Source organism: Pseudomonas sp. L7 (assembly GCF_046605565.1).
Taxonomy (GTDB): Bacteria; Pseudomonadota; Gammaproteobacteria; order Pseudomonadales; family Pseudomonadaceae; genus Aquipseudomonas; species Aquipseudomonas wayambapalatensis.
Map to the genome: position 1 here is coordinate 3,863,808 of NZ_CP176784.1, position 23,276 is coordinate 3,887,083.

The following is a 23,276-nucleotide window of genomic DNA, read 5'->3' on the forward strand; positions in this document are numbered from 1 at the left end:
TTAAAGGCTGTTGATCAAGGTGGCGAAGGTTTCCTGGGCCGCCTTGATGATCTGCGACGACGCGGTGTAGTACTGCTGGAACTTGATGAGGTTGCCGGTCTCTTCGTCGATCGACACCCCGGAGACGGCGTTGCGGCCATCGAGCGCCGACTTCTGCAGGGCATTGGTGGCGTCGGAGTCCATGCTCGCCTGGCCAGCCTTGCCGCCGACGTTGGACACAAGCTTGGCGTAGGCATCGGTCAGGCTGATGCCCTTGCCGTCGGCGCCGACTTCCACGGTGGACTTGGTCTGCAGGTCGATCACCGACTTGGCGTTGCGGTTGTCGGAAGAGCCTGCACCGGTCAGCGAGACGGTGAAGCTGTCACCGTTCTTCGGTGCACCGGCCACTTCCATCTCGAAGGTGAACGAACGCTGGGTGGCGCCATCCATGATCGGGTTGCCGGCGCCATCGACCATCGGCACCGAGAGCTGCAGCTTGTTGCTCTGGCCGGGCACGATGGTGCCGGTGCCGATGGAGTTGCCCTTGGCGTCGTACAGGGTGTAGCCCTGCGGAGACGCGCTGTCGTCGCCGAACACCAGCTTGACCGGGGTCGAATATTTCAGGCCGGTCTGCAACTGAGTGCGATCGGTGGCGTTGTAGATGTCCAGCTTGGAGGTCAGGTTCGGCTGGGTGATCTGCCCGGTGCCCTTGTTGCCCGAGCCGCTCACTGCACCCAACGGCGCGGACAGCGCCAGGCGCTTGGGATCGGTGAGCACCGACTCGATACCGGCTGCGGCGTTGCGGGTCGGGGTGATCTTGAAGCTGTCGCCAGCGGCAACGGCGCCACCATTGAGCGAGAGGCTGAAGCCATCGATCACTTTCGGTGGGTTGTCGTTGAGGTCGAAGTTGCCCATGTCGGTGCCTTCGGGCAGCTTGCGCACGTTGTAGCCGGTGGCACTGGTGAAGGTCACCTGGTAGTCGCTGGTGCCGAGCTTACCGGTGTCCTTGATGGTCACATCGAGGTTGCCGGAGCCTGCACTGTTGCCCTGGCGGGCGATGCTGCGCTCGCTGATGGCCTTGGCGCTGTTGATGTCGCCGAACAGCAGCGCACCGAATTCACCATTCTTGTCGACGCCCTGGCCGAGCTGGCTGTTGATCGCATCGGACACCACCAGTGCCACCCGGCCCAACTCGTTGAGCGCAGGATCCAGGGTGTCCTTGCGGTAGCGCAGCAGGCCACCGAGCTCGCCACCGGTGGTGGTGTCGGTGATGTCCATCTTGGTGCTGCCGCGGTTGATCATCAGGCTCATGCGCGTCGGATCGTTGCGGTTTGGCGCGACCTCGAGGGTCTGGGTGGTCTTGCCCAGTACCAGTGCCTGGCCGTTGGGCAGGTAGATGTCGTAGTTGCCTTCGCGCTCCACAACCTGGCTGCCGATCAGCTTGTTCAGTTCGCGCACGGCGCCGTCGCGCTGGTCGAGCAGATCGTTCGGCTGGCCCTGGATCGCCGACACGCGCGCGATCTGGTCGTTGTACTGGGCGATGGTCGAGGTGAGCTGGTTCACCTGGTCGGCGATCGACGCCATGTTGGCGTTGATGTTGCTGTTCTGCTGGTTGAGCTGCGTCGACAGGCTGTTGAAACGCTTGGCCAGCGATTGCGCGCTGGTCAGCAGCAACTGGCGAGAGGCATCTTCGTTGGGCTTGGCCGCCGCGTCCTGCATGGCGGTGAAGAAGCCTTTCAGGGCAGCCGTGATACCGGTGTCAGCGCTCGACAGGGCAGTGTCGAGCGGATTGATCTGGTTCAGGTACGAGTTGGCATCGCTGGACAGCGAGGTGGTGGTGCGCAGTTGGTTCTCGAGGAACGAGTTGTACACTCGACGCACGTCGGCCAGCGTGGTGCCGCTGCCGATGAAGACGTTGCCGTTCTGCTGCGAGCCCTTGGTCTTCTGCACGTTCTGCTGGCGCGAGTAACTGTCCACATCGGCGTTGGCGATGTTGTTACCCAGGGTGTACATCCCCGACTGCGCGGCGCCCAGCCCCGACATGCCAATATTGATCAAGCTCGCCATGATTCGCTGCCCTTAAAGTTGCGTGGTGGTCCCGAGCATTGCGTAGCTCGTGTCCGACTTCATCTGTCTTGCGATCTGCGAGATCTTGCTGGCGTAGTTCGGGTCGGTGGCATACCCGGCCTTCTGCAGCTCTCGCACAAACTGCTCTGGGTTATCGGCAGACTTCACCGCATCTTGATAGCGCGCATTGTTCTGCAGCAGGCTGACCAAGTCGTGGAAGCTGTCCTGGTAGGAGTCGTAGGAACGGAACGCTGCCGTTTCCTTGACGAACTGACCGTTGCGGAACTCGCTGGTGATCGCCCTCGCCTCGCCGCCCTGCCAATTGCCGGTGGCCTTGATGCCGAACAGGTTGTGGCTGCTGCTGCCATCGGTGTTGCGCATGACCGATTTGCCCCATCCGGTTTCGAGGGCAGCCTGGGCGACCAGGTAACGCGGGTCGATACCGATGCGCTTGGCGGCCTGCTCGGCCATCGGCAGCATGGTGGCGACGAACTCGTCGCTGTCGGCGAAGGCTTTCTTCGGCGCCAGCGGCGGCTGGGCCACGGCGCGCCCGAGAATCTGCATGCCATGCCCCGGTGCGGCGAAGGCCTGGGCCGGCTCCCAGTCGCCGGTGGCCACGCCACCGGGCGGAATATCGCCACGACCCGGCAATGCCGAGGTGTTGGTCGCAGCCGGATTGCCGGCCGACGGCACGATGCCGGCGAGCAGGCGGTCGGTGAGCCTGCCCGGCAGCGCCAGACGCCGCGCATTGAGCGCCGCAACGTCGTTGCGGGTGGACGTCGATTCGGCGGCGTGGGCAGGTGCGACCACTTTCGTGCCCCACAACGCCGGCGCATTGCCGTCGATACGCGGGAAGGGGCTGGTGTTCGGGCGCACGGCCTTGTTCTTGGACAACTGGCGCACCAGCACGTCCTGCAGGCCGATACCGCCGCCTTCGCGGGACATGCTCACGGCCAACTGCTGGTCGTACATGTCGCGGTACTGCTTGACCGTCTCGGTATTCATCGGATCGTCGGCAGCCAGCACATCGCCGGCCTTGCGCGAGGCCTTGAGCATTTCGCCGATGAACAGCGACTCGAACTCCTGGGCCACCTTGCGGATGTTGGCATCGCTGTCGCGATCCCCGTGCTTGAGCGAGCTCAGGCGGTTGAGGTCGGTGTAGGCGCCGCTGTCGGCGGCACTTGAAACCAGGCTCTTCGGATTCATCGCCAGCGTCCTCAGATCACGATCAGGTCGGCCTGCAAGGCGCCGGCCTGTTTCAGGGCTTCGAGGATCGCCATCAGGTCGCCCGGTGCCGCGCCGACCTGGTTCACCGCACGGACGATTTCATCCAGCGTGGTGCCTGGGCCGAACTTGAACATCGGCTTGGCTTCCTGTTGCGCATTGATCCGCGAACGCGGCACCACGGCGGTCTGGCCATTGGAGAACGGCCCCGGCTGGCTGACGATCGGGTCTTCGGTGATGGTCACGGTCAGGCTGCCGTGGGTGACGGCGGCCGGCGATACCTTGACGTTCTGGCCAATGACGATGGTGCCGGTACGCGAGTTGATGATGACCTTGGCCACGGCCTGGCCAGGATCGATCTCCAGGTTCTCGAGGATCGACAGGTAGTCGACCCGCTGGCTCGGGTCCATGGGCGCGGTGACGCGCACCGAACCGCCGTCCAGCGCCTGGGCAACGCCCGGGCCGAGCAGTTCGTTGACCTTGTCGACGATGCGCTTGGCGGTGGTGAAATCAGGACGGTTGAGGTTCAGGGTCAGGCTGTTGCCCTGGTTGAAGCCGCTCGGCACCGCTCGCTCGACCGAAGCGCCGCCAGGGATGCGACCGGCAGACGGCACGTTGACGGTGATCTTCGAGCCATCGCGACCTTCGGCATCGAAACCACCGACCACCAGGTTGCCCTGGGCAATGGCGTAGACGTTGCCGTCGATACCCTTGAGCGGGGTCATCAGCAGGCTACCGCCGCGCAGGCTCTTGGAGTTGCCGATCGAGGACACGGTGATGTCGATCACCTGCCCCGGCTTGGCGAAGGCCGGCAGGTCGGCGTGCACCGACACCGCAGCGACGTTCTTCAACTGCACGTTGCCCGAACCTGGCGGCACCTTGATGCCGAACTGCGACAGCATGTTGTTGAAGGTCTGCAGCGTGAACGGGGTCTGGGTGGTCTGGTCACCGGTGCCGTTGAGCCCCACCACCAGGCCGTAGCCGATCAACTGGTTGGCGCGCACGCCGGAAATGCTGGCGATATCCTTCAGGCGCTCGGCGTGGGCGCCGAACGCGAAGGACAGGAGCAAGGTCGCGGCAATCAACTGCCTGGCGTTGAACATGGTCATCCGTACTCAGAAGGGCCAAAGCGGGCTCATGAAGAAGCGGTCCAGCCACCCGGGCTGGCTGGCATCGGCGAAGGAGCCGGTGCCCGAATAGGTGATGCGCGCGTCGGCCACACGCGTGGACGGCACGGTGTTGTCGGTGGCGATATCATCGGCGCGGATCAGACCGGCGATGCGTACCAGCTCTTCGCCGGTGTTGAGGGTCATCCACTTCTCGCCGCGCACGGCGATGATGCCGTTGGGCAGCACATCGGCCACGGTAACGGTGATGGAGCCGGTCAAGGTATTGCCCTGGCTGGCCTGGCTGGCACCTTTGGTGGCGCGCTCACCCTTGTACCCGGCGTTGAGCGACAGGTCGCCACCGCCGAACGGGTTGTTGGTGTTGGGCGTCGTCCCGAACAGCGAGGTCAGGCCGATATTGGCGTTGCTGTCCTTCTGGATCTGGGAACCGGCGTTCTTGCTCGCCGAGGTACGCTCGTTGAGGGTGATGGTGATGATGTCACCAACACGAAACGCCTTGCGATCGCCATACATGTTCTGCTCGAAACCGGCCTGGTAGATCGAACCGTTGTTGGCCGCCGACGGCAAAGGTGTACGCGGCAGTACAGGCGCGTAGTACGGGTCGTTGGGCTTTGCCGTCGGCGCAACGCAACCGGCCAGCAACACAGCCCCTCCCAGGGCGACGACGGACAACAGACGATTCATGACGCTTACCTCACGGTGTAACAGGCGCTGCAACAGCGGCCGGGTAGCTAGAGCCAGGACTTACAGTTGCTGGGTGACGAACGACAACATCTGGTCGGCGGTGGAGATGACCTTGGAGTTCATCTCGTAGGCGCGCTGGGTGGTGATCATGTTCACCAGCTCTTCGACGGTGCTGACGTTGGAGTTTTCCAGGGTCTGCTGCAGAGTGGTGCCGAAACCGTTCAGGCCCGGGGTGCCGACCTGCGGCGCACCGCTGGCAGCGGTCTCGAAGAACAGGTTGTTGCCGATCGCCTGCAGGCCGGCCGGGTTGATGAAGTCTGCGGTCTGGATGTTGCCGATGATCTGCGCAGCAGGGTTGCCGGTGGTGGTGATCGACACGGTGCCGTCCTGGCCGACGGTGAAGGTCTGGGCCTCCGGCGGCACGACGATGGCAGGCTCGAGGGCGAAACCGTTGGCGGTCACGACCTGGCCATCGGAGTTCAGGTGGAAGGTGCCGTCACGGGTGTAGGAGACAGTGCCGTCTGGCTGCAGGACCTGGAAGAAACCACGACCGTTGACCGCGAGATCCAGCGGGTTTTCAGTGGTCTGCAGGCTGCCAGTCTGGAAGTTCTTCTGGGTGCCGACGATGCGCACACCGGTACCGACCTGCAGGCCCGAAGGCAGCTCGCTGTCCTGGGTCGACTGGGCACCAGGCTGACGCTTGGTCTGGTACAGCAGGTCCTGGAACTCGGCACGGTCGCGCTTGAAGCCGGTGGTCGAGACGTTGGCCAGGTTGTTGGAGATGACCGTCAGGTTGGTGTCCTGTGCGGACAGGCCGGTTTTAGCGACCCAGAGAGCCGGAAGCATTTAGTGTTCTCCTCGTGCGCCTGTTTTACGGCACCCGTTCAAAAGTGATTAGCTGATTTGCAAAACCCGAGCCATGGCTTCGTCGCCCTGCTCGGCGGTCTTCATCATCTTGACGTGCAGCTCGAACTGGCGGGACAGGGCCAGCACCGAAGTCATCTCTTCGACGGCATTGACGTTGCTGCCCTCGAGGAAGCCCGACACCACGCGGACATTGACGTCCGCATCGGCCGGCTGGCCGCTGTTGGTATGGATCAGGCCATCGAGGCCTTTGCTGATGCTCTTGATATCGGGGTTGACCAGCTTGATCCGATCGACCTCGGCCATGACGCGCGGGTCTTCACCCATGGCGCGGATGCTGATGGTGCCATCGTCACCGACCTCGACCTTCTGCTCTGGCGGAATGGCGATCGGGCCACCGTTGCCGATCACCGGCATGCCATTGCCGGCACGCAACACGCCGAGGGCGTCGATGTTCAGGCTGCCGGTGCGCACATAGGCTTCGCTGCCATCAGGGGCCTGCACGGCGATGAAACCGTTGCCGCTGACCGCCACGTCCAGCTCGCGACCGGTCTCGATCATCGGGCCTGCGGTAAAGTCGGTGGCAGGCCGCTCGCTCATGGCGAAGGCACGCGCCGGAAAGCTGTCGCCGAACACCGGCATCGAGCGCGCCTGCTCCAGGTCACGCTGAAAACCGGTGGTGGAAACGTTCGCCAGGTTGTTGGCGTGGGCCTTCTGTGCCACCGCGTTCTGGGCGGCGCCGGTCATGGCCACGTAAAGCATCTTGTCCACAGTCATCCTCCACTGCACTGGCGATCGATTGCCGCTCACCGTTGCTATGCAGGCTGTAAAGCAAGTTCCGAACCAACTTTTCCCGAGGCAAGAAAAAGCCCGTGGATACGGGCCTTTGGTGGTTTTCGTCGAGGGTGCAACGTCGGTTATCCGGCGCTGCTTTGCCGCTGGCGGCAAGGGGGTGCCAAAGTTCAGCAGTGGCGGTATTGCTAATCGCGACACCCACCATTGTTGTACGGCCCGGCAAACCGCTTCCAGCCCTCCCCCGGCGACCACTGCGAACACACCAGTCGCCCATCCACCTGGCTTTCCCAGCGCCACCACGGCGCAGTACCGGCCTGAGCCTGGAGCAGGCATGCCGCCGCCAACAGCGCGACAGTCAGTTTCCTCATGATCCCTCCTGCAAAAACGACGAACCCCTTCACGGGAAAGGGGTTCGTCCAGACACGCTCAGCCAGCGACCATCAGGTCATCTGGATGATGGTCTGCATGATGGTGCTTTCGGTGGAGATGGTCTTGGCGTTGGCCTGGTAGTTGCTCTGCGCCTTGATCAGCTCGACCAGCTCCTGGGTCAGGTTGACGTTGGACGCTTCCAGCGAGTTGGACTCGACCGAGCCCAGGGTGCCGGTCTTCGGCGCGTCGATGCCTGGAATACCCGAGGAGAAGGTCTCTTTCCAACGCGTACCGCCGATCTGCTGCAGGCCCTGGTCGTTGGCGAAGCTGGCAATCGCAACCTGGCCGATGGCGCGAGACTGCTGGTTGCTGAAGCTTGCGAACATCACCCCGGTCGAGTCGATCGACAGGCTCGACAGGATGCCGGTGGCATAGCCGTCCTGATTCTGCGACATGCGCGCGGTCTCGGTGTTGTACGAGGTGGTGCTGTTCATGGCCAGGCGCATGCCGTCGGCATTGCCATCCGAACCGTTGGCCGCCCAGTTGCCTGCGGCATCCTTCGCGGCCGGGATCCAGCCCTTGAGGCTGAAGGTGTTGTTGGTCACGCTCCAGTTGGCCGCCGGCACCGTGGTGTTGTCGGTGGTCATGGCCTTGATGCTGCCGTCGGAGTTGAAAGTCATGGTGCCGGTCAGCGGCGTGGTGCTACTCGGGTTGAGCGGGTTGCGACCATCGACCAGGGTGTACATGGTCCACTCGTTGGTGCCGGTCTTGCGGTAGAACTGCTCCATGGTGTGCTCGTTACCCTGGCTGTCGTACACCTTGGTCGGGAAGGACTTGGTGTAGGTCGACTGGTCGGCCGGGTCGAACGGCTTGTTCGGCACCATCACCGGCGGGGTCGCGCCGTCGGACACCTCCAGCGGGATGGTGTCGGCGGAGGAGTTCAGGTTGATACCCTGGTCGATCAGGGTAGTGGCCTTGGGGGCCAGCGCCGAGGTATCGATCTTCAGGTTGGTGAGGATGCCCTTCTGGATCTTGCCGGTGCTGTCGGCAGCATAGCCTTGCAGGTTCAGGCCGTCGGAGGTCACCACGTTGTTGTCCTTGTCGGTGCGGAAGGCTCCGGCACGGGTGTAGGTCAGCGAGCCGTTGTCGGACAGGACGAAGTAGCCCTGGCCCTGGATCCCCATGTCCAGCACGTTGCCAGTGTTGTTCACGTCACCCTGGGTGAACTGCTGCGACACCGCCGCCAGGCGCACACCGTTACCGACCTGGTTCTGGCCCACGCCCAGGCGGTTGGCGCCGGCGTAGACGTCGGCGAACTCGGCACGCGACGACTTGAAACCGGTGGTATTGACGTTGGCGATGTTGTTGCCGGTAACGTCGAGTTGCTTGTTGGCTGCGTAGAGACCGCTAAGGCCGATATTGAAAGACATGCATTGCTCCTTCTGCCGAACAGGCCGGCCTTAGATTCCGATGGTTTGTACTTTGGAGATGCCGACCTTGCCGATACCGGCCAGGTTGAGCATCATCTCGCCGCCAGTGCCACCCACGGTGACACTGGTGACGGTGGCTGGCAGCAGCGTGTACATCTCCTGAGCCTTGCCATCGACGGTGGTCGTCGCGGTAAAGGTGTAGTTGCCTGCAGCGACCTTCTCGCCCTTGTCGTTGGTGCCATCCCAGATGAAGTCGGCAGTGCCCTTCTTCTGTTCGCCCAACTGGATGGTCTTGACGACGTTGCCATCCTTGTCCTTGATCGTGACCTTGCCGCTCTCGATGTTCTGCGGCACCACGACCTGACCATTGAAGCTCTTGGTCGGATCGACCAACGCCTTGTCGTTCTGCACGATCACCGAGCGGCCGACCAGCGACGATGCCTGCAGCGCCTGGGACGAACCCAGCGAACCGGTAATGGCGTTGACCGACTCGTTGAGGGTCTGGATACCCTCCAGGCTGCTGAACTGCGCAAGCTGGGCAACGAACTCACCGTTGTCCTGCGGATCGAGCGGGTTCTGGTGCTGCATCTGGGTGACCAGCAACTGCAAGAAGGCATCCTTGCCGAGCGCGTTCTTGTCGGTCGGCTCGCTGGCTGGCTTCTTGGTGCCGTTGCTCACACCGGAGTTGGCGAGCACATCATTAACATTGACTGCCATGCGTTGCGCTCCTCAATCACTGACCCAGGGTCAGCACCTTCTGCATCATGGTCTTGGCGGTGTTCATCAGCTCGGCGTTGGTCTGGAACGCACGGCTGGCGGAGATCATGTCAGCCATCTCCTCGACCACGTTGACGTTCGGGTAGTAGACGTAGCCGTCCTTGTTCGCCGCCGGATGATTGGGCTCGTAGCGGGCTTCCAGGTTGCTCTGGTCCTCGATGATCCCCTTGACCTGCACACCCTGGCCGGCCTGGCCCTGGTCGTCGAACAGCGACTGACCGGCGCCGTTCTGGGCCTGTTCGAAGGTAGTGGCGAACACCGGGTGGCGCGCGCGGTAGGTCTGGTCGATGCTCGAGGAGACGGTCTCGGCGTTGGCGATGTTCGAGGCGACGGTGTTAAGGCGCGTGTTCTGCGCGCTCATGCCGCTACCGGCGATGTTGAAGACACTGGCAAGGGACATGGTCACTCTCCACGCAGGGCCGATACCAGCCCTTTGAATTTACTGTTGAGCAAGGTGAAGCTGGCCTGGAAGTCGATCGCGTTCTGCGCATAGTTCGACTGCTCGATCTGTGCATCCACGGTGTTCTGGTCGATCGACGGCTGCATCGGCGTGCGGTACTTGAGACTGTCGTCGCCCATGGCCAGGCCTTCGGCCTCGATGTGGTGGCCGTTGGTGCGGGTCAGCGAAATACGCCCATTGCTTTGTTTGTCTGCCTCGGCGGCAAGCACCGAGGAGAAGTCCATGTCACGCGCCTTGTAGTTGGGCGTGTCGGCGTTGGCGATGTTGTTGGCCAGCACCTCGGCGCGCTGGGCGCGGAAACCCAGTGCCTTTTCATGGATGCCGAGGGCCTTGTCGAAGCTGATGCTCATGTCGGGGAACCTTCGAAGGTTGACCAGCGTTGCGTTGGCCAAGCTATAGCAAGGCCTGTGCCAACAGCCGCAACCCCAGCAATACCGGGCATCATCTGCATCCGCGAGCAACGGCAATGCCAGAAAAGCGGCAAAGTGCTTCCGCTTGATGGCGAGTGAGCGGCAATTGCCGAGCGGCAAAAGCGGCAATCCAAAAAATTGACGTCAACAGGGCAGTGTTATTTTGCCATCACTGCGAGTAGCATTCGCGACCGCGCAGAGATGTGGCATGAGGCCACTGGTTACGGTTTCAGGCACAGCATGGATGCGCACTGTCCCTATTGCCTTCCAAGGAAGAAACCGTGTCCCCGCTGACCTACCGCAAGACCCTGCTTGCCCTGGCAATTGCCACCAGCGCCCTGCCCGCCCATGGCCAGACCATCCAACTGACCGATGCCGGCTTCACCTCCAGCCACCAGAGCTACGCGAACGGCCTCGAGTTCGGCGGCAGCTTCACCAATATTTCCCGCAGCGCGATCGTGCTCGACGACGCCAACGTACAGGGCGACCTGACCTTCAACAGCCCGATCAACGACAACGACCGCACCACCGTGGACATGGTCAATCGCAGCGACGCCCTCACCGTGCGCAACAGTCATGTGACCGGCGACCTGATGAACCAGGCCTTCGTCAGGAGCACCAGCCTCGATGGCAACGCGCTGAAAATCAGCAATACCACCATCGATGGCAACCTGATCAACCAAGGCACGCTCCAGGCCGGCACCGGTATCGGCATCATCAACCGGCGGGAGGCCTACGGCATCAACCTGGCCAGCGCCAACGGCCAGTCGACCTTGATCAAGGGCGACCTGGTCAACGCCCAGAACGCCAAGGTCCGCGCCTATGGCTACAACGCGATCACCCTCAACCTGGCCGGCGCCACCGTGCAGGGCAAGATCGTCAACCGCGGCGCCATCGAAAGCAGCGGCCCCAATGCCATCAGCGTCAACGCCACGTCGCGCGGCGGCGCCACCGGCATGCCAACCCGCCTGGACAGCATCGAAAACTACGGCAATATCGTCGCCAGCGACACGAACAGCCAGGCCATCGCGCTCGATGGCGCAACCCTGACCAGTAGCCTGGGGCGGCACATCGACAACCGTGGCTCGATCTACGCCTTGAGCGGCACCGGCATTCGCATCGGCGATGTCGCATTCGACGGCCCCGGCCAGCAACCCTGGTATCGCGACCACGGCGACCTGAACATCTTCAACAGCGGCATCATCATGGCCCAGGTCGCCATCGACGCCAGCCACAGCAATCGGCCGGTCGAGCTCATCCTGCGCGAGGGCAGCCAGATCACCGGCATGCTCGACGGGCTGAGCAACATCGAGGTCGAAGGTAACAGCGAGTTCCAGGCCCACTACCTGCCCCACAGCACCCCGGACATCCGCCTCAAGCCCGGTGGCTGGATCGAAGTCGGCAACCTGGGTGACGACACCCGCGCAACCCTGTCACTGACCGCTGCCCGCACCGCGATCGACGGCAACCTGTCGATCGCCGGCAACTCGGCGCTGGGCCTGGAATTGTCCAGCGAAACCGACCCGAGCGTGGCGGTACTCAAGGTCAGTGGCACCAGCAAGTTCGAGCAAGGCTCGCGCATCGCCCTGCACGCCGACGAAGAGGACTTCCAGCCGTCCGGATCGCGCTACCTGCTGGTCGAGGCCGGCCAGGTACAGCTGGTGGACACCGCCGGCCACAACCTTGACCCCAACGGCATCCAGGTCACCAGTACCTCGGCACTGCTGCGCGTGCAGAGCAGCGCGGTGGAAGACAACAAAGTCTACGCTCAGGTCACGACCAAACCAGTGGAAGAAGTCACCGAGATCGTCAAGGAAAGCGGCGGCAACGACAATGCCCAGGGTGCCATCGGCAACGCGATCGGTAACGGCCTGCTGGCTCAGTTGCCCAAAGGCGACCCGCTGCTGGCCTACGCCGCCAAGGCCGACCAGGCCCAGGTCGCCAGACTGGCTCGCCAGCTGACCCCGGAGGTCAACGGCGGCGCGCGCCAGGCAGCCACCGGAGCCCAGCGCATGATCGGCAACGCCATCAGCAGCCGCGCCAGCAACCTGCGTGGCGCGTCGTCGGGGGAAGGCTTCAGCCAGGCCGGCGTATGGGTTCAATCGCTGTACAGCGACGCCACCCAGAGCACCCGTGACGGCGTGGCAGGTTACAACGCCTACAGTCACGGCATTGCCGTCGGTGCCGATGGCAAGCTCAACGACCAGCTCACCCTGGGCCTGGCGTACAGCTTCCTGGACACTGACGTCAACGGCAGCAGTGGCAACAAGACGTCGGTCGAGAGCCATGCCTTCACCCTGTACAGCGCCTATACGCTGGGCAACTACTTCGTCGACGCCAGCCTGACCTATGGCCGGGGCGACAACCAAGGCAAGCGTGAGATCGCCGACACCCGGGCCAAGGCCGACTACGATAGCAACCAGTTGGCCGCGAACCTGGTGGGTGGCTACACCTGGCACATCAACCCGCAATTGCTGGTCGAACCACGCGTGGCCGCACGCTACAGCCGTGTCGACATCGATGGCTACCGCGAGAAAGGCTCGTCCGCCGCACTCAAGGTCGAAGATGAGCGCTACGAAGCCCTCGAGCTGGGTGCAGGTGTGCGAGTGGCGGGCAGCTATGCCGTTGGTGTCGGGACCCTGGAGCCGCAATTCAAGCTGATGGGCTACCACGACTTCGCCGCCGACCAGACCAACAGCACCTCGACCTTCCTGCTCGGCAACACGCCATTCGTGACCCGCGGCGCAAGTGCGGTGCGCAACAGCTACGAAGCAGGTGTCGGTGCCGACTACAAGCTGGGTGCAGTGACCCTCGGGGTCAATTATGACTACGTGGGCAAGTCGGGCTTCAATGCCGACGTATTCTCGGCGAAGGTGCGGTACGACTTCTGATCGCGATCTCGATCGATCCTGACCTTGCCGCCTGAACACGCTGGCAAGGTCCGGTGTTCGCAGACGCGAAAACGAAAAGGCCGGTATCTCTCGATACCGGCCTTTTCATTCACTTGGCCTGATAGATGATCCCTGGACTGCACTGAACCATCTGGTAATGATCCGGCAAGCCATTGAGCGCCTCCGAAGCCCCCAGGAACAGATATCCCCCTGGCTTGAGCGTTGCATGGATACGCATGAGGATGTCTTTCTTCACCTGCGCGGAGAAGTAGATCAACACATTGCGGCAGAACACGATGTCGAACTTGCCCAACGCCGCATAGCTGTCGAGCAGGTTGAACGAGCGGAACTCCACCCGACTGCGAATTGCCGGCTTAACCGCCCACCGCCCCGGCCCTTTCGGGTCGAAGTAGCGCTGCAGGCGCTCCTGCGACAAGCCGCGGGCAATCGCCAGGCTATCGTACTCACCCGTCTTGCAGTTATTGAGCATGGCACCGGAAAGATCGGTGGCGACGATCTGCGCCCCCATCTTCAACTGGCCCAGGTTGCTGCGCTCGAACTCATCGATAGCCATCGAGATCGAATACGGCTCCTGCCCCGACGAGCAGGCCGCCGACCACATGCGCAGGCGCTGGCCAGGGTTGGCGCGGATGAACTCGGGAATCACCTTGTTCTTCAGCACTTCGAACGGATAGGTGTCGCGAAACCACAAGGTCTCGTTGGTGGTCATGGCGTCGACTACCTGCTCGCGCAGGCCACTGCGGGGCTGGGTCTGGATGCGCTGGACCAGCTCACCCAGGCTCTTGATGCCCTGCTGCTCCATCAGCTTGTTGAGACGGCTGGACACCAGATACTGCTTATTTTCGCCCAGCAGGATGCCACAGGCTTTCTCCAGGAAGACCCGGAACTGTTCGAAATCCAAATTACCCGTAGACAATGCTGCCGCCTCTTTTCAATCACATGCGCCGGGGCTCGCCCCGGCCGTTTCAATGCGTTGCCTTGATCCGATCGACCACGCGCTGGGCCAGGTCGTCCGGCTTGAACTTGGCCAGGAAGTCGTCAGCGCCGACCTTCTTGACCATCGCCTTGTTGAACACGCCCGACAGCGAAGTATGCAGGACGATGTGCAATTTTTGCATGCGCGGATCGTTACGAATCTCGGCGGTGAGGGTATAGCCGTCCATTTCCGGCATTTCAATGTCGGAGATCATCATCAGGAACTCTTCTTCCGGCCGCTTGCCCTCATCCACCAGCTTGCGCAGGTAGTCCAGCGCCTGGCGGCCGTCGTTGAGCGCCACCACCTCCACGCCCACGGTCTGCAGGCAACGGCTGACCTGCTTGCGCGCCACCGACGAATCGTCGACGGTCAGCACCCGCAGCAACACGGCCTTGTCCTGCACCTCAGCATCGACCACGCCGGCGGAAACCGACTCCGAGGACGGTGCCACTTCCGCGAGCACCTTCTCGACGTCGACGATCTCGACCATGCGGTTGTCTACCCGGGTGACCGCCGTCAGGTAGTGATCGCGCCCAGTACCCTTGGGTGGTGGATGGATCTCTTCCCAGTTCATGTTGACGATGCGCTCGACCGAGTGCACCAGGAAACCCTGGGTCTTGGTGTTGTACTCGGTAATGATCACGAAACTGTTACGGGTCTCTTCTTTCAGGCCCGGTAGCCCCGTCGCCATCGACAGGTCGAGGATGGGGATGGTTGCCCCACGAATGTTCGCTACACCGCGCACCACCGGATGGGACTTGGGCAACAGGGTCAGCTCCGGGCACTGCAGCACCTCACGGACCTTGAACACATTGATGCCATAGAGTTGATCGCCATTGAGACGGAACAACAGCAGCTCGAGGCGATTCTGTCCAACCAGTTGCGTGCGCTGGTTGACCGAATCCATAACGCCAGCCATGCCAGACTCCTTCTATTTTTCTGCTCGCTTGCCAACAAGTCGGCACGGGCTTTGCTTTTTTGAGCGTATGTACACGAAAACGACATTTTTCCGACGACTGACGCGCCTGCTGGCCATCCCCCTGGCCATTGCATGCCTGCTCGCATCCGGCGCTCGCACGCTGGCGGATTCGTTTACCTTGCCTGAACAGCTTATCGGTGTCACCCAAGGGTTTCTTGAATTCACCGTGGAAGACTACATGACGCGCACCCAGACCGTGGGACGTTATGACATCCAGGTCAACAATCTCGACCCACGCCTGCGCATGCCGGTGTGCAGCCAGCAACTGGACGCCTCGCTGGAAAGCCCGGCACAGCCGCTTGGGCGGGTGACGGTGCGGGTACGTTGCGACGGCACCTCGCCCTGGACGGTATTCGTGCCGGCACATGTGAAGCTGTTCCGCGACGTGGTGGTCATGACCCGCCCACTCAAGCGCGAAAGCGTGATCACTGAAGGTGACGTGGCCCTGCGCGAGCGTGACGTCAGCACCCTGGGCCAGGGCTTTCTGAGCGAACTCGACCAGGCCGTGGGCATGAAACTGCTGCGCCCGACCATCCTCGACCAGGTCCTGACGTTGCAGCAACTGGAACAAGCGGACGTCATTCGCAAGGGCGATCACGTGGTGATCACCGCCCGCAGTGGCGGCCTGAGCGTACGCATGCCAGGCGAAGCCCTCAGCAAGGGCGGCCTGACCGAACAGATCCGCGTGCGCAATCTCAACTCCCAGCGCGTGGTCAAGGCCACGGTGGTCGGGCCGGGCCAGGTCGAAGTGGCGATGTAGGAAGGATGTAAAAGGCACCGGCGGTTCATCGCCGACGAAATAATGCAGGACCCCGGGACTGGCGGCGAGGAACCGCTTTTCCTAAACTGTGTCAGAAATTGGGATATGCGGGTTTGCTGACGGACGGCAGAACATTTGTGCCTAAAGTTTGTTTCGGGTTGGCCGAAACAAAGGCAAGCGTCCTATTCACCCAGAGGTTTCTGATCATGGTCATCGACTTCAGTCGTTTGAATAACTCTCCGTCCATCACGGGCGGCGTTCGCGGCAATGCCGCATCGGGCAACACCGAAAAAACCGGTGGTGCCAGCGATGCAGGCAAGCCTGCCAGCGTTAGCGGAGAGGCGGTACACCTCAGTCAAGAGGCCCAGCAGTTGCAGAAGATCAGCGACAAGCTGCGCGATCAACCGGCAGTCGACAGCGCCCGCGTGGCCCAGTTGAGGCAGGCGATCGCCGACGGCAGCTACCAGGTCGATGCCGGCCGGATCGCCAGCAAACTGCTTGATTTCGAAGCTCAGCGCTAACCTTACGGTGCGCTGACTTCCAGGACGCCAGAGCCAAGAGCCAGCCATGCACGACACCACACTGCTGCAACTGATCGAAGACGACATCGCGCCGACCCAGGAACTGCTCGACCTCCTCCAGAAGGAAACGGTCGCCCTGCACGGTCGGGACATGCAGGTGCTGGAGACCATCCTCGCCCGCAAGCAATCGCTGATCGTCTTGCTCGAGCAGCAGGGCATGCGGCGCAATCACCTGCTCAACGGGCTCGGCCTCAGCGCCGACCGGGCAGGTGTGCAGGCCGTTGCTGCGCAATCGCCAAACGGCGAGATCATCCTGCAGCAACTCGATGTGCTGACCCAGTTGATGGATACCTGCCAGAAGGTCAACGAGACCAATGGCCGGGTTATCCAGGTGCAGCAGCACGCCACGGCCAACCAGATCAGAATCCTCAACGGCGGCGACTCCCCGTCGCTGTACGACAGCCGTGGTACCACCTCCCCCATGGACAAGCCCCGGGCGATCAGCCAGGTGTGATTATTCCTATTCAAGGCACGGAACATACTGGCAAAATGCCGTTACTTGCGTGTGTCGTTTTTGCCTGGAGATTGATTACCCGTGTTCAATGAGTCCGATGCTCCTCAGCCACCAAAAGTGCTGACCACTCCTCTGGAGATTTCGGCGAACCTGCGCCAGCTGATGGAAAGCCACGATCCGCTGATCATCAGCTTCCATGAACGCAGCCAGCGCTTCCAGAGTTACGTGGTACAGGTGGACCGGGACGCCAACGTTCTGGCACTGGACGAAATGATCCCGCGTGACGGCGAGAAGTTCATCGAGAACGGCGAACCCTTCCGCGTCGAAGGTTTCCACGATGGCGTACGCATTGCCTGGGAGTGCAACACTGCGCTGGCCATCGGCGAAGTCGATGGCCACCGCTGCTACCGCGGCACTCTGCCCACCGAAATGACCTACCATCAGCGTCGCAACGCCTTCCGCGCAGCGCTGAAACTGTCGCAACTGGTCGACATCATCCTCGACGGCACCCACCTCAAGGGCAACGGCGCGCTGCGCGGCAAGCTGCTGGACGTGTCCGCCACGGGCTGCAAGCTGCGCTTCGATGGCAATGTCGAAGAGCGCCTGCAACTGGGCCAGGTGTATGAGCGCTTCAAGGCCGCAAACCCGCTGGGCCTGAGCGACGTGATGGTGGAGCTGCGTCACCTGCACTTCGAAGAGCGCATCAATACCACCTTCGCCGGCGTGCGTTTCCACAACCTCAACGGCCAGAGCCAGCGCAAGATCGAGAGTTTCGTGTACCAGCTGCAGCGTGAAGCGCGGCGGTTCGATAAAGACGACTACTGATCGCCCCTTGAAAGACATCGACGCCACCCCTCGGGTGGCGTTTTCGATTCAGGCGGTCGGTACATTCGCTGAAAATTTTCCTCATGCTCCTTACACCTTGAACCCACTACGGTGACGGCTATCGCCCCAACAACCTGGGCGCTCAACAGGAGCATCGCCATGATTCACCGCAACTTCACAGCCGAGCTGCATTGCAGGCATGGCCAGGTCGGGACCTCCCGCTGGTTGTCACCGTCCAAGCCGGACGGTGAAACAGAACGGGAGGGATGGCTGCTGACCGAAGCGGCCTATCAACACCCGCTCAGTACCTTCGTGCCACTCACGTTTCATTTCGAGTACCTGAAAGAAAAACAGACCGCCACCCGATCTCATTATCGGATCAGTTGCCTGAATAACTTTACAGTCAGCAGCTTCGAATATGCCGGCGCCAGAATGGAACAGAACTATAAGGGATGGCTCGGCCTGTATGGCACCGGCTTGTTGGGCAAAGCGATCGACAGCATCACCAGGCCCCTGCTCGGCCCTGGCGAAAGCTTGTGGAAGATCGAAACGCTCACTAATTGGGATGGCAATCCGAACAGCGCGCCGAACATTCCGTTCTACCTGCGTGACGCCCTGGGGCACAGGGTTTCCCAAGTGAAGATCTGGGATGGCGCCTACCTCAATGCCGGAGAGTTGAACGGCGAGATTCTCGAGTTTCGACTGCAAAACATTCAGGACGCCTGAGCCATCAAAAAATGAACGATCCCGACCAGGAAGCCTGGCTCCTGGTCGGGCATCACTCAATTCGCCTTGTCGGTTTCCGGCTCGACCTGACTACCCTGGACCTGCCCTGGCTCATCTTCGGTATCTTCCGCCGCCACCGGCGCCTGCATCACGTCCTGCACGGTCTGCTCATCGACCCGTGGATCGAGCGCCGCAGACAACGGCGAACCTGCCGCAGGCATCGCCACGTGGCCCAGCGGTGCATCCTGAACCTGGTGCAGCCCGGTGACCGCCTTCGGTCGAATACGCCACACCAGCACCAGGGCAAAGAAGGTGAAGAAGGCATAGAGCATCTGTGCGCCCAACGCCTTCATCAGCACGCCCGCCACCAGCGGACCGATGCTCGCACCCACGCCGTAGGTGACCAGCAGCATCGCCGTCAACGATACCCGCCGCTCACTTTCCACATGGTCATTGGAGAACGCCACGGCCAATGGATAGAGGCAGAACTGCAACAACGAAACGATGAAGCCAGCCGCGAACAGCAACTCCAGCGGCACACTGGGCAGCAGCGCCAACGGCAGCGACACCACCGCCAGGCCGATCGACACGCTGCGGATCAGCACCGCTCGATCATAGCGATCCGACAGCCAGCCCAGGGGCCACTGCACTAACAGCCCGGCGAAAATACAACAGCCCATGAACAGACCGACCTGCTCGGTGCTCAGCCCCTGGCGCGCCGCATACAGGGGGGCCAGACCATAGAAGGAACCGACGATCAGTCCCGCGCCAAGCACGGTACTCAGCGACTGCGGCACCCGCTTGATGAAGAATTTCGGCTCCATCGGCGCCGGCCGCAGCGGTGCCGGGTGAATGCGCCGAGTCATCGCCACCGGCACCAGGCACAGGGCAAAGCACATGGCGACCAGCATCAGCAGCTCAGGCCCCAGTGCCGGATGCACCACCAGGATCAACTGACCCAGCACCAACCCAAGATAGGACGCGATCATGTAGCCGCTGAATACTGCACCGCGCTGCTTGGCGTCGGCCTGCTCGTTGAGCCAGCTCTCGATGACCATGTACTGGCACATCATGCCCAGGCCGACGATCATGCGCAGGCCGATCCAGGCCGGTACGTAATCGGTCAGCCCGTGCCCCAGCACCGCCGCACCGACGATGCCGGCGCAGGTGGCATACGCACGAATGTGCCCGACCCGAGCGATCAATCGGTGACCGACCTTGCCGCCCACGGCCAGACCGAAATAGTTGGCTGCCATCAGCGCACCGACCCACAGGCTGTCGACATGGTCGGCAGCCAGGCGCAACGCCAGGTAGGTACTCAACAGGCCTGAGCCGATCAGCATCATCAGGGCGGCGAAGTACAACGAGCGAAATGACTTCCAGATCTGGCGCATGCGTCCCCGCGGGCTCCTTGGGCAGGTGTGGTGCTGCTGGCAAGCATAAGGGCAATTTCCCGGACGCGGGCCCCTGGCAATGAAAAAAAGCCAGGAGCGGCGCGCCGGGCAAAGCTTCTGTCGCGATCAGGCCTGCGCGGCCAGCACCCTACGCTCCCACGGCGTGATCTCATCGAAGAAATCCGTCAATTCCAGGGTCTTGGTGGCGACGTATCCTTCGATGAACTCCTCGCCAAACAGTTCCCGCGCCAACGTGCTGCGACGCAGGCGCTCGATGCCCGCGTGCAGCGTGCACGGCAGGCTCAGGTGCTCGGGCACCACGAACTCGCCCTGGATCGCCGCAGTGGGCTGCAGCTTGCGCTCGATGCCATGCAGCCCGGCCGCAAGGCTTGCGGCAATCGCCAGGTAGGGGTTGGTGTCGGCGCCCGGCAGACGATTTTCCACACGCCGCGCTACCGGTGAACTGGCCGGGATGCGCAGGCCAGCCGCGCGATTGTCCTCTGACCAGCAAGCATTGTTCGGCGAGGCGTAAGGGTGGCACAGACGCTGGTAGGAGTTGACGTTGGGCGCGAACAGCGCGGTGAAGTCGGCCATGCACGCCTGCAAGCCGCCGATGAAGTGATGGAAGGTGTCGGTTGCCCTGCCCTGCTCGTCACTGAACACGTTACGACCGGTGCCGATCTCCACCAGGCTCTGGTGGATGTGCATCGAGCTGCCGGGGGTATGCGCCAGCGGCTTGGCCATGCACACCACGGTCAAGCCGTGTTTGAGTGCAACTTCCTTGAGCAGATGCTTGAACAGGAAGGTCTGGTCGGCCAGCAACAGCGGATCACCGTGCAACAGGTTGATCTCGAACTGGCTGACGCCCATCTCGTGCATGAACGTATCGCGCGGCAAGCCCAGCGCTGCCATGCACCGGTAGACCTCGCTGAAGAAAGGCCGCAGGCCATTGTTGGAGCTGACGCTGAAGGCCGAATGGCCCAGCTCGCGGCGCCCGTCCCTGCCCAGCGGTGGCTGGAACGGCTGGCCCGGATCACTGTTCGGGGCGAAGACGAAGAATTCCAGTTCGGTGGCCACCACCGGCGCAAGCCCCAGCGCCGCATAGCGAGCGATCACCGCCTTGAGCAGACCACGGGTAGAAAGCCCCGAGGGCGTGCCATCGAGCTCGACCGCATCGCAGATCGCCAAGGCCCGTGGGCTGTCGCTCCACGGCAGGACATGAGTTTGCGCAGGATCAGCGACCAGTGCCAGGTCGCCGTCATCACTGCCATAGAACCTTGCCGGCGGATAGCCGCCCATGATGCATTGCAGCAGCACCCCACGCGCCATCTGCAGGCGCCGGCCTTCGAGGAAGCCCTCGGCGGTCATCACCTTGCCGCGTGGGACGCCATTGAGGTCAGGGGTGACGCATTCGATTTCGTCGATGCCGGTCAGGCGCTCGGTCGTCATGACGCTGGTCCTTGTTGTTGTAGGCATGCCGCAAAGGGCGACAGCCACAACATAGGCCGGGGGTGTTTAAAATATCAAGCACCCTGTCGGGCGGTGGCGATAGAGCCTGAACTGACAACTACTCGCGCAAGGTCATGCCATTGGCCGGTAACGGCAATGCGGTCTTGTAGCGCACCTGCTTCAGCGCAAAGCTGGAGCGGATATTCGCCACCCCCGGCAGCCGCGTAAGGTAATCGAGAAATCGCTCCAGCGCCTGGATGCTCGGCAACAGCACGCGCAGCAGGTAATCCGGATCGCCTGTCATCAGGTAGCACTCCATCACCTCGGGCCGCTCGGCGATCTCCTCCTCGAAGCGATGCAACGACTGCTCCACCTGCTTCTCCAGACTGACATGGATGAACACGTTGACATCCAGGCCCAGCGCTTCGGGCGACAGCAAGGTCACTTGCTGGCGGATCACCCCTAGTTCCTCCATCGCCTTGACCCGGTTGAAACAGGGGGTCGGCGAGAGGTTCACCGAACGCGCAAGCTCCGCGTTGGTGATCCGGGCGTTCTCCTGGAGGCTGTTGAGAATACCGATATCCGTACGATCAAGTTTACGCATGAGGCAAATTCACCTGATTCTTGTGTTTATTCAGAATGTTTATCTGCGCTGCGCCATAAAGGCAATGAACTTGAGAGAAAAATTCTCCGGCCCAGCCTCTAAGATGTAAATGACGCTGACCTACCAGTCACAAGCCGGTAGTCAGCGGCGGCCGCTTCAGAGCTCACAAAAACAACATTCGAGCGAGCGTAAAAAGCATGAACGAGTACGCCCCCCTGCGTTTGCATGTGCCCGAGCCCACAGGCCGGCCAGGCTGCCAGACCGATTTCTCCTACCTGCGTCTGAACGACGCCGGTCAAGTCCGTAAGCCACCTATCGACGTAGAGCCCGCCGACACTGCGGACCTCTCCTATAGCCTCGTGCGTGTGCTCGACGAGCACGGCAATGCTGTCGGCCCCTGGGCCGAGGGCATCGACCCGCAGGTGCTGCGCCAAGGCATGCACGCCATGCTCAAGACGCGCATCTTCGACAGCCGCATGGTGGTCGCCCAACGCCAGAAGAAGATGTCCTTCTACATGCAGAGCCTGGGCGAGGAAGCCATTGGCAGTGGTCAGGCATTGGCCCTGAACCGCACCGACATGTGCTTCCCCACCTACCGCCAGCAGAGCATCCTGATGGCCCGCGACGTGTCGCTGGTGGAGATGATCTGCCAGCTGCTGTCCAACACCCGCGACCCGCTCAAGGGCCGTCAGCTGCCGATCATGTACTCGGTGCGCGAGGCGGGCTTCTTCACCATCAGCGGCAACCTGGCGACCCAGTTCGTGCAGGCGGTCGGCTGGGCCATGGCGTCGGCGATCAAGGGTGATACCAAGATCGCCTCGGCCTGGATCGGTGACGGTGCCACTGCCGAATCCGACTTCCACACTGCCCTGACCTTTGCCCACGTCTACCGCGCCCCGGTGATCCTCAACGTGGTCAACAACCAGTGGGCAATTTCCACCTTCCAGGCCATCGCCGGTGGTGAGTCGACCACCTTCGCCGGCCGTGGCGTGGGCTGCGGCATCGCCTCGCTGCGGGTCGACGGCAACGACTTCGTCGCCGTGTACGCCGCTTCGCGCTGGGCCGCCGAACGTGCCCGCCGTGGCCTGGGCCCGACACTGATCGAATGGGTCACCTACCGTGCCGGCCCGCACTCCACCTCGGACGATCCGTCCAAATACCGCCCGGCCGACGACTGGAGCCACTTTCCGCTGGGCGACCCGATCCTTCGTCTCAAGCAGCACCTGATCAAGGCCGGCCACTGGTCCGAAGAAGAGCACCAGGCCGTCAGTGCCGAGCTCGAGGCCGAGGTGATCAAGGCACAGAAGGATGCCGAACAGTTCGGCACCCTCGCCAATGGCCATATCCCCAGCGCCGCCTCGATGTTCGAGGACGTGTACAAGGAAATGCCCGATCACCTGCGCCGTCAACGCCAGGAACTGGGGGTTTGA

Annotated in this window: 23 protein-coding genes; 7 read left to right on the forward strand and 16 right to left on the reverse strand. The window is 62.3% G+C overall.

What is annotated here, in order from left to right; translation table 11 throughout:
• The 11 genes from flgK to flgB all read right to left on the reverse strand — a co-directional run bounded on the left by flgK (window position 1) and on the right by flgB (window position 10,126).
• Complete coding sequence (gene flgK, locus ACK3BK_RS17765; RefSeq protein WP_186711015.1) at window positions 1-2,046, reverse strand: flagellar hook-associated protein FlgK; 2,046 nt, start codon at window positions 2,044-2,046, stop codon at window positions 1-3.
• Window positions 2,047-2,058: 12 nt separating this feature from the next.
• Window positions 2,059-3,252, reverse strand: coding sequence for a flagellar assembly peptidoglycan hydrolase FlgJ (gene flgJ, locus ACK3BK_RS17770; RefSeq protein WP_411382998.1), 1,194 nt, complete (start codon window positions 3,250-3,252; stop codon window positions 2,059-2,061).
• A gap of 11 nt (window positions 3,253-3,263) precedes the next feature.
• Window positions 3,264-4,373, reverse strand: a complete 1,110-nt coding sequence (locus tag ACK3BK_RS17775; RefSeq protein WP_054891996.1) for a flagellar basal body P-ring protein FlgI — start codon at window positions 4,371-4,373, stop codon at window positions 3,264-3,266.
• A 12-nt stretch (window positions 4,374-4,385) separates the two neighbouring features.
• Window positions 4,386-5,081, reverse strand: a complete 696-nt coding sequence (gene flgH, locus ACK3BK_RS17780; RefSeq protein ID WP_054891899.1) for a flagellar basal body L-ring protein FlgH — start codon at window positions 5,079-5,081, stop codon at window positions 4,386-4,388.
• A gap of 60 nt (window positions 5,082-5,141) precedes the next feature.
• A complete protein-coding gene (gene flgG / locus ACK3BK_RS17785; RefSeq protein WP_063545695.1) occupies window positions 5,142-5,927 on the reverse strand; it encodes a flagellar basal-body rod protein FlgG in 786 nt (261 codons plus the stop codon).
• A 48-nt stretch (window positions 5,928-5,975) separates the two neighbouring features.
• Entirely contained in the window at window positions 5,976-6,716 is a 741-nt protein-coding gene (locus ACK3BK_RS17790) for a flagellar basal body rod protein FlgF (RefSeq protein ID WP_054891901.1), read from the reverse strand.
• Window positions 6,717-6,925: 209 nt separating this feature from the next.
• The gene (locus ACK3BK_RS17795) at window positions 6,926-7,108 is read right to left on the reverse strand and encodes a hypothetical protein (RefSeq protein WP_186666449.1); all 183 of its coding nucleotides are present in this window, start codon (window positions 7,106-7,108) and stop codon (window positions 6,926-6,928) included.
• 72 nt (window positions 7,109-7,180) lie between these two features.
• Window positions 7,181-8,539, reverse strand: a complete 1,359-nt coding sequence (flgE, locus tag ACK3BK_RS17800) for a flagellar hook protein FlgE (RefSeq protein WP_186711013.1) — start codon at window positions 8,537-8,539, stop codon at window positions 7,181-7,183.
• A 30-nt stretch (window positions 8,540-8,569) separates the two neighbouring features.
• Complete coding sequence (flgD, locus tag ACK3BK_RS17805) at window positions 8,570-9,256, reverse strand: flagellar hook assembly protein FlgD (protein ID WP_186666453.1); 687 nt, start codon at window positions 9,254-9,256, stop codon at window positions 8,570-8,572.
• Window positions 9,257-9,272: 16 nt separating this feature from the next.
• Window positions 9,273-9,716, reverse strand: coding sequence for a flagellar basal body rod protein FlgC (gene flgC, locus ACK3BK_RS17810; protein ID WP_054891905.1), 444 nt, complete (start codon window positions 9,714-9,716; stop codon window positions 9,273-9,275).
• A 2-nt stretch (window positions 9,717-9,718) separates the two neighbouring features.
• On the reverse strand, window positions 9,719-10,126 hold the full coding sequence (gene flgB, locus ACK3BK_RS17815) for a flagellar basal body rod protein FlgB (protein ID WP_186666455.1): 408 nt from the start codon (window positions 10,124-10,126) through the stop codon (window positions 9,719-9,721).
• A gap of 341 nt (window positions 10,127-10,467) precedes the next feature.
• Between flgB and ACK3BK_RS17820 the strand changes: the two genes are divergently transcribed.
• Window positions 10,468-13,077 (forward strand): autotransporter outer membrane beta-barrel domain-containing protein, encoded by a 2,610-nt coding sequence (locus tag ACK3BK_RS17820; protein ID WP_411382999.1) that lies wholly within the window; start codon window positions 10,468-10,470, stop codon window positions 13,075-13,077.
• Window positions 13,078-13,186: 109 nt separating this feature from the next.
• Here the strand turns inward: ACK3BK_RS17820 and cheR are convergent, their stop codons facing one another.
• Together cheR and ACK3BK_RS17830 are read right to left on the reverse strand one after the other, a co-directional pair.
• A complete protein-coding gene (gene cheR, locus ACK3BK_RS17825; RefSeq protein ID WP_186666457.1) occupies window positions 13,187-14,014 on the reverse strand; it encodes a protein-glutamate O-methyltransferase CheR in 828 nt (275 codons plus the stop codon).
• 49 nt (window positions 14,015-14,063) lie between these two features.
• A complete protein-coding gene (locus tag ACK3BK_RS17830; protein ID WP_411383000.1) occupies window positions 14,064-14,993 on the reverse strand; it encodes a chemotaxis protein CheV in 930 nt (309 codons plus the stop codon).
• A gap of 67 nt (window positions 14,994-15,060) precedes the next feature.
• Between ACK3BK_RS17830 and flgA the strand changes: the two genes are divergently transcribed.
• The 5 genes from flgA to ACK3BK_RS17855 all read left to right on the forward strand — a co-directional run bounded on the left by flgA (window position 15,061) and on the right by ACK3BK_RS17855 (window position 18,399).
• Entirely contained in the window at window positions 15,061-15,813 is a 753-nt protein-coding gene (gene flgA, locus ACK3BK_RS17835) for a flagellar basal body P-ring formation chaperone FlgA (protein ID WP_411383001.1), read from the forward strand.
• Window positions 15,814-16,019: 206 nt separating this feature from the next.
• A complete protein-coding gene (gene flgM, locus ACK3BK_RS17840) occupies window positions 16,020-16,334 on the forward strand; it encodes a flagellar biosynthesis anti-sigma factor FlgM (protein ID WP_411383002.1) in 315 nt (104 codons plus the stop codon).
• A gap of 46 nt (window positions 16,335-16,380) precedes the next feature.
• A complete protein-coding gene (locus tag ACK3BK_RS17845) occupies window positions 16,381-16,848 on the forward strand; it encodes a flagella synthesis protein FlgN (RefSeq protein ID WP_054891911.1) in 468 nt (155 codons plus the stop codon).
• 81 nt (window positions 16,849-16,929) lie between these two features.
• The gene (locus ACK3BK_RS17850) at window positions 16,930-17,673 is read left to right on the forward strand and encodes a flagellar brake protein (RefSeq protein ID WP_186666459.1); all 744 of its coding nucleotides are present in this window, start codon (window positions 16,930-16,932) and stop codon (window positions 17,671-17,673) included.
• A gap of 159 nt (window positions 17,674-17,832) precedes the next feature.
• Window positions 17,833-18,399: a hypothetical protein gene (locus tag ACK3BK_RS17855; RefSeq protein WP_186666460.1), complete on the forward strand. Its 567-nt coding sequence runs from the start codon at window positions 17,833-17,835 to the stop codon at window positions 18,397-18,399.
• A gap of 56 nt (window positions 18,400-18,455) precedes the next feature.
• Here ACK3BK_RS17855 and ACK3BK_RS17860 read toward each other — a convergent pair whose 3' ends face one another.
• The 3 genes from ACK3BK_RS17860 to bkdR form a co-directional block, all read right to left on the reverse strand.
• A complete protein-coding gene (locus ACK3BK_RS17860) occupies window positions 18,456-19,793 on the reverse strand; it encodes an MFS transporter (RefSeq protein ID WP_186666461.1) in 1,338 nt (445 codons plus the stop codon).
• Window positions 19,794-19,919: 126 nt separating this feature from the next.
• Window positions 19,920-21,161, reverse strand: coding sequence for a glutamine synthetase family protein (locus ACK3BK_RS17865; protein WP_186666674.1), 1,242 nt, complete (start codon window positions 21,159-21,161; stop codon window positions 19,920-19,922).
• A gap of 199 nt (window positions 21,162-21,360) precedes the next feature.
• Entirely contained in the window at window positions 21,361-21,846 is a 486-nt protein-coding gene (gene bkdR / locus ACK3BK_RS17870) for a Bkd operon transcriptional regulator BkdR (RefSeq protein WP_027593063.1), read from the reverse strand.
• Between the two features lie 197 nt (window positions 21,847-22,043).
• Here bkdR and ACK3BK_RS17875 point away from each other — a divergent pair, with 197 nt between their 5' ends.
• Window positions 22,044-23,276 (forward strand): 3-methyl-2-oxobutanoate dehydrogenase (2-methylpropanoyl-transferring) subunit alpha, encoded by a 1,233-nt coding sequence (locus ACK3BK_RS17875; protein WP_186666463.1) that lies wholly within the window; start codon window positions 22,044-22,046, stop codon window positions 23,274-23,276.

What these genes read in the sequence shown, in the direction of transcription:
- ACK3BK_RS17775 (WP_054891996.1), bottom strand. Translation starts at nt 4,373, where the DNA reads ATGTTCAACGCCAGGCAGTTGATTGCCGCGACCTTGCTCCTGTCCTTC.
- flgM (WP_411383002.1), top strand. Translation starts at nt 16,020, where the DNA reads ATGGTCATCGACTTCAGTCGTTTGAATAACTCTCCGTCCATCACGGGC.
- ACK3BK_RS17855 (WP_186666460.1), top strand. Translation starts at nt 17,833, where the DNA reads ATGATTCACCGCAACTTCACAGCCGAGCTGCATTGCAGGCATGGCCAG.
- flgC (WP_054891905.1), bottom strand. Translation starts at nt 9,716, where the DNA reads ATGTCCCTTGCCAGTGTCTTCAACATCGCCGGTAGCGGCATGAGCGCG.
- ACK3BK_RS17875 (WP_186666463.1), top strand. Translation starts at nt 22,044, where the DNA reads ATGAACGAGTACGCCCCCCTGCGTTTGCATGTGCCCGAGCCCACAGGC.
- ACK3BK_RS17865 (WP_186666674.1), bottom strand. Translation starts at nt 21,161, where the DNA reads ATGACCGCCGAGGGCTTCCTCGAAGGCCGGCGCCTGCAGATGGCGCGT.
- ACK3BK_RS17860 (WP_186666461.1), bottom strand. Translation starts at nt 19,793, where the DNA reads ATGCGCCAGATCTGGAAGTCATTTCGCTCGTTGTACTTCGCCGCCCTG.
- ACK3BK_RS17845 (WP_054891911.1), top strand. Translation starts at nt 16,381, where the DNA reads ATGCACGACACCACACTGCTGCAACTGATCGAAGACGACATCGCGCCG.
- flgA (WP_411383001.1), top strand. Translation starts at nt 15,061, where the DNA reads ATGTACACGAAAACGACATTTTTCCGACGACTGACGCGCCTGCTGGCC.
- bkdR (WP_027593063.1), bottom strand. Translation starts at nt 21,846, where the DNA reads ATGCGTAAACTTGATCGTACGGATATCGGTATTCTCAACAGCCTCCAG.
- flgH (WP_054891899.1), bottom strand. Translation starts at nt 5,081, where the DNA reads ATGAATCGTCTGTTGTCCGTCGTCGCCCTGGGAGGGGCTGTGTTGCTG.
- flgE (WP_186711013.1), bottom strand. Translation starts at nt 8,539, where the DNA reads ATGTCTTTCAATATCGGCCTTAGCGGTCTCTACGCAGCCAACAAGCAA.
- flgG (WP_063545695.1), bottom strand. Translation starts at nt 5,927, where the DNA reads ATGCTTCCGGCTCTCTGGGTCGCTAAAACCGGCCTGTCCGCACAGGAC.
- flgB (WP_186666455.1), bottom strand. Translation starts at nt 10,126, where the DNA reads ATGAGCATCAGCTTCGACAAGGCCCTCGGCATCCATGAAAAGGCACTG.
- flgJ (WP_411382998.1), bottom strand. Translation starts at nt 3,252, where the DNA reads ATGAATCCGAAGAGCCTGGTTTCAAGTGCCGCCGACAGCGGCGCCTAC.
- flgK (WP_186711015.1), bottom strand. Translation starts at nt 2,046, where the DNA reads ATGGCGAGCTTGATCAATATTGGCATGTCGGGGCTGGGCGCCGCGCAG.
- ACK3BK_RS17830 (WP_411383000.1), bottom strand. Translation starts at nt 14,993, where the DNA reads ATGGCTGGCGTTATGGATTCGGTCAACCAGCGCACGCAACTGGTTGGA.
- ACK3BK_RS17795 (WP_186666449.1), bottom strand. Translation starts at nt 7,108, where the DNA reads ATGAGGAAACTGACTGTCGCGCTGTTGGCGGCGGCATGCCTGCTCCAG.
- flgD (WP_186666453.1), bottom strand. Translation starts at nt 9,256, where the DNA reads ATGGCAGTCAATGTTAATGATGTGCTCGCCAACTCCGGTGTGAGCAAC.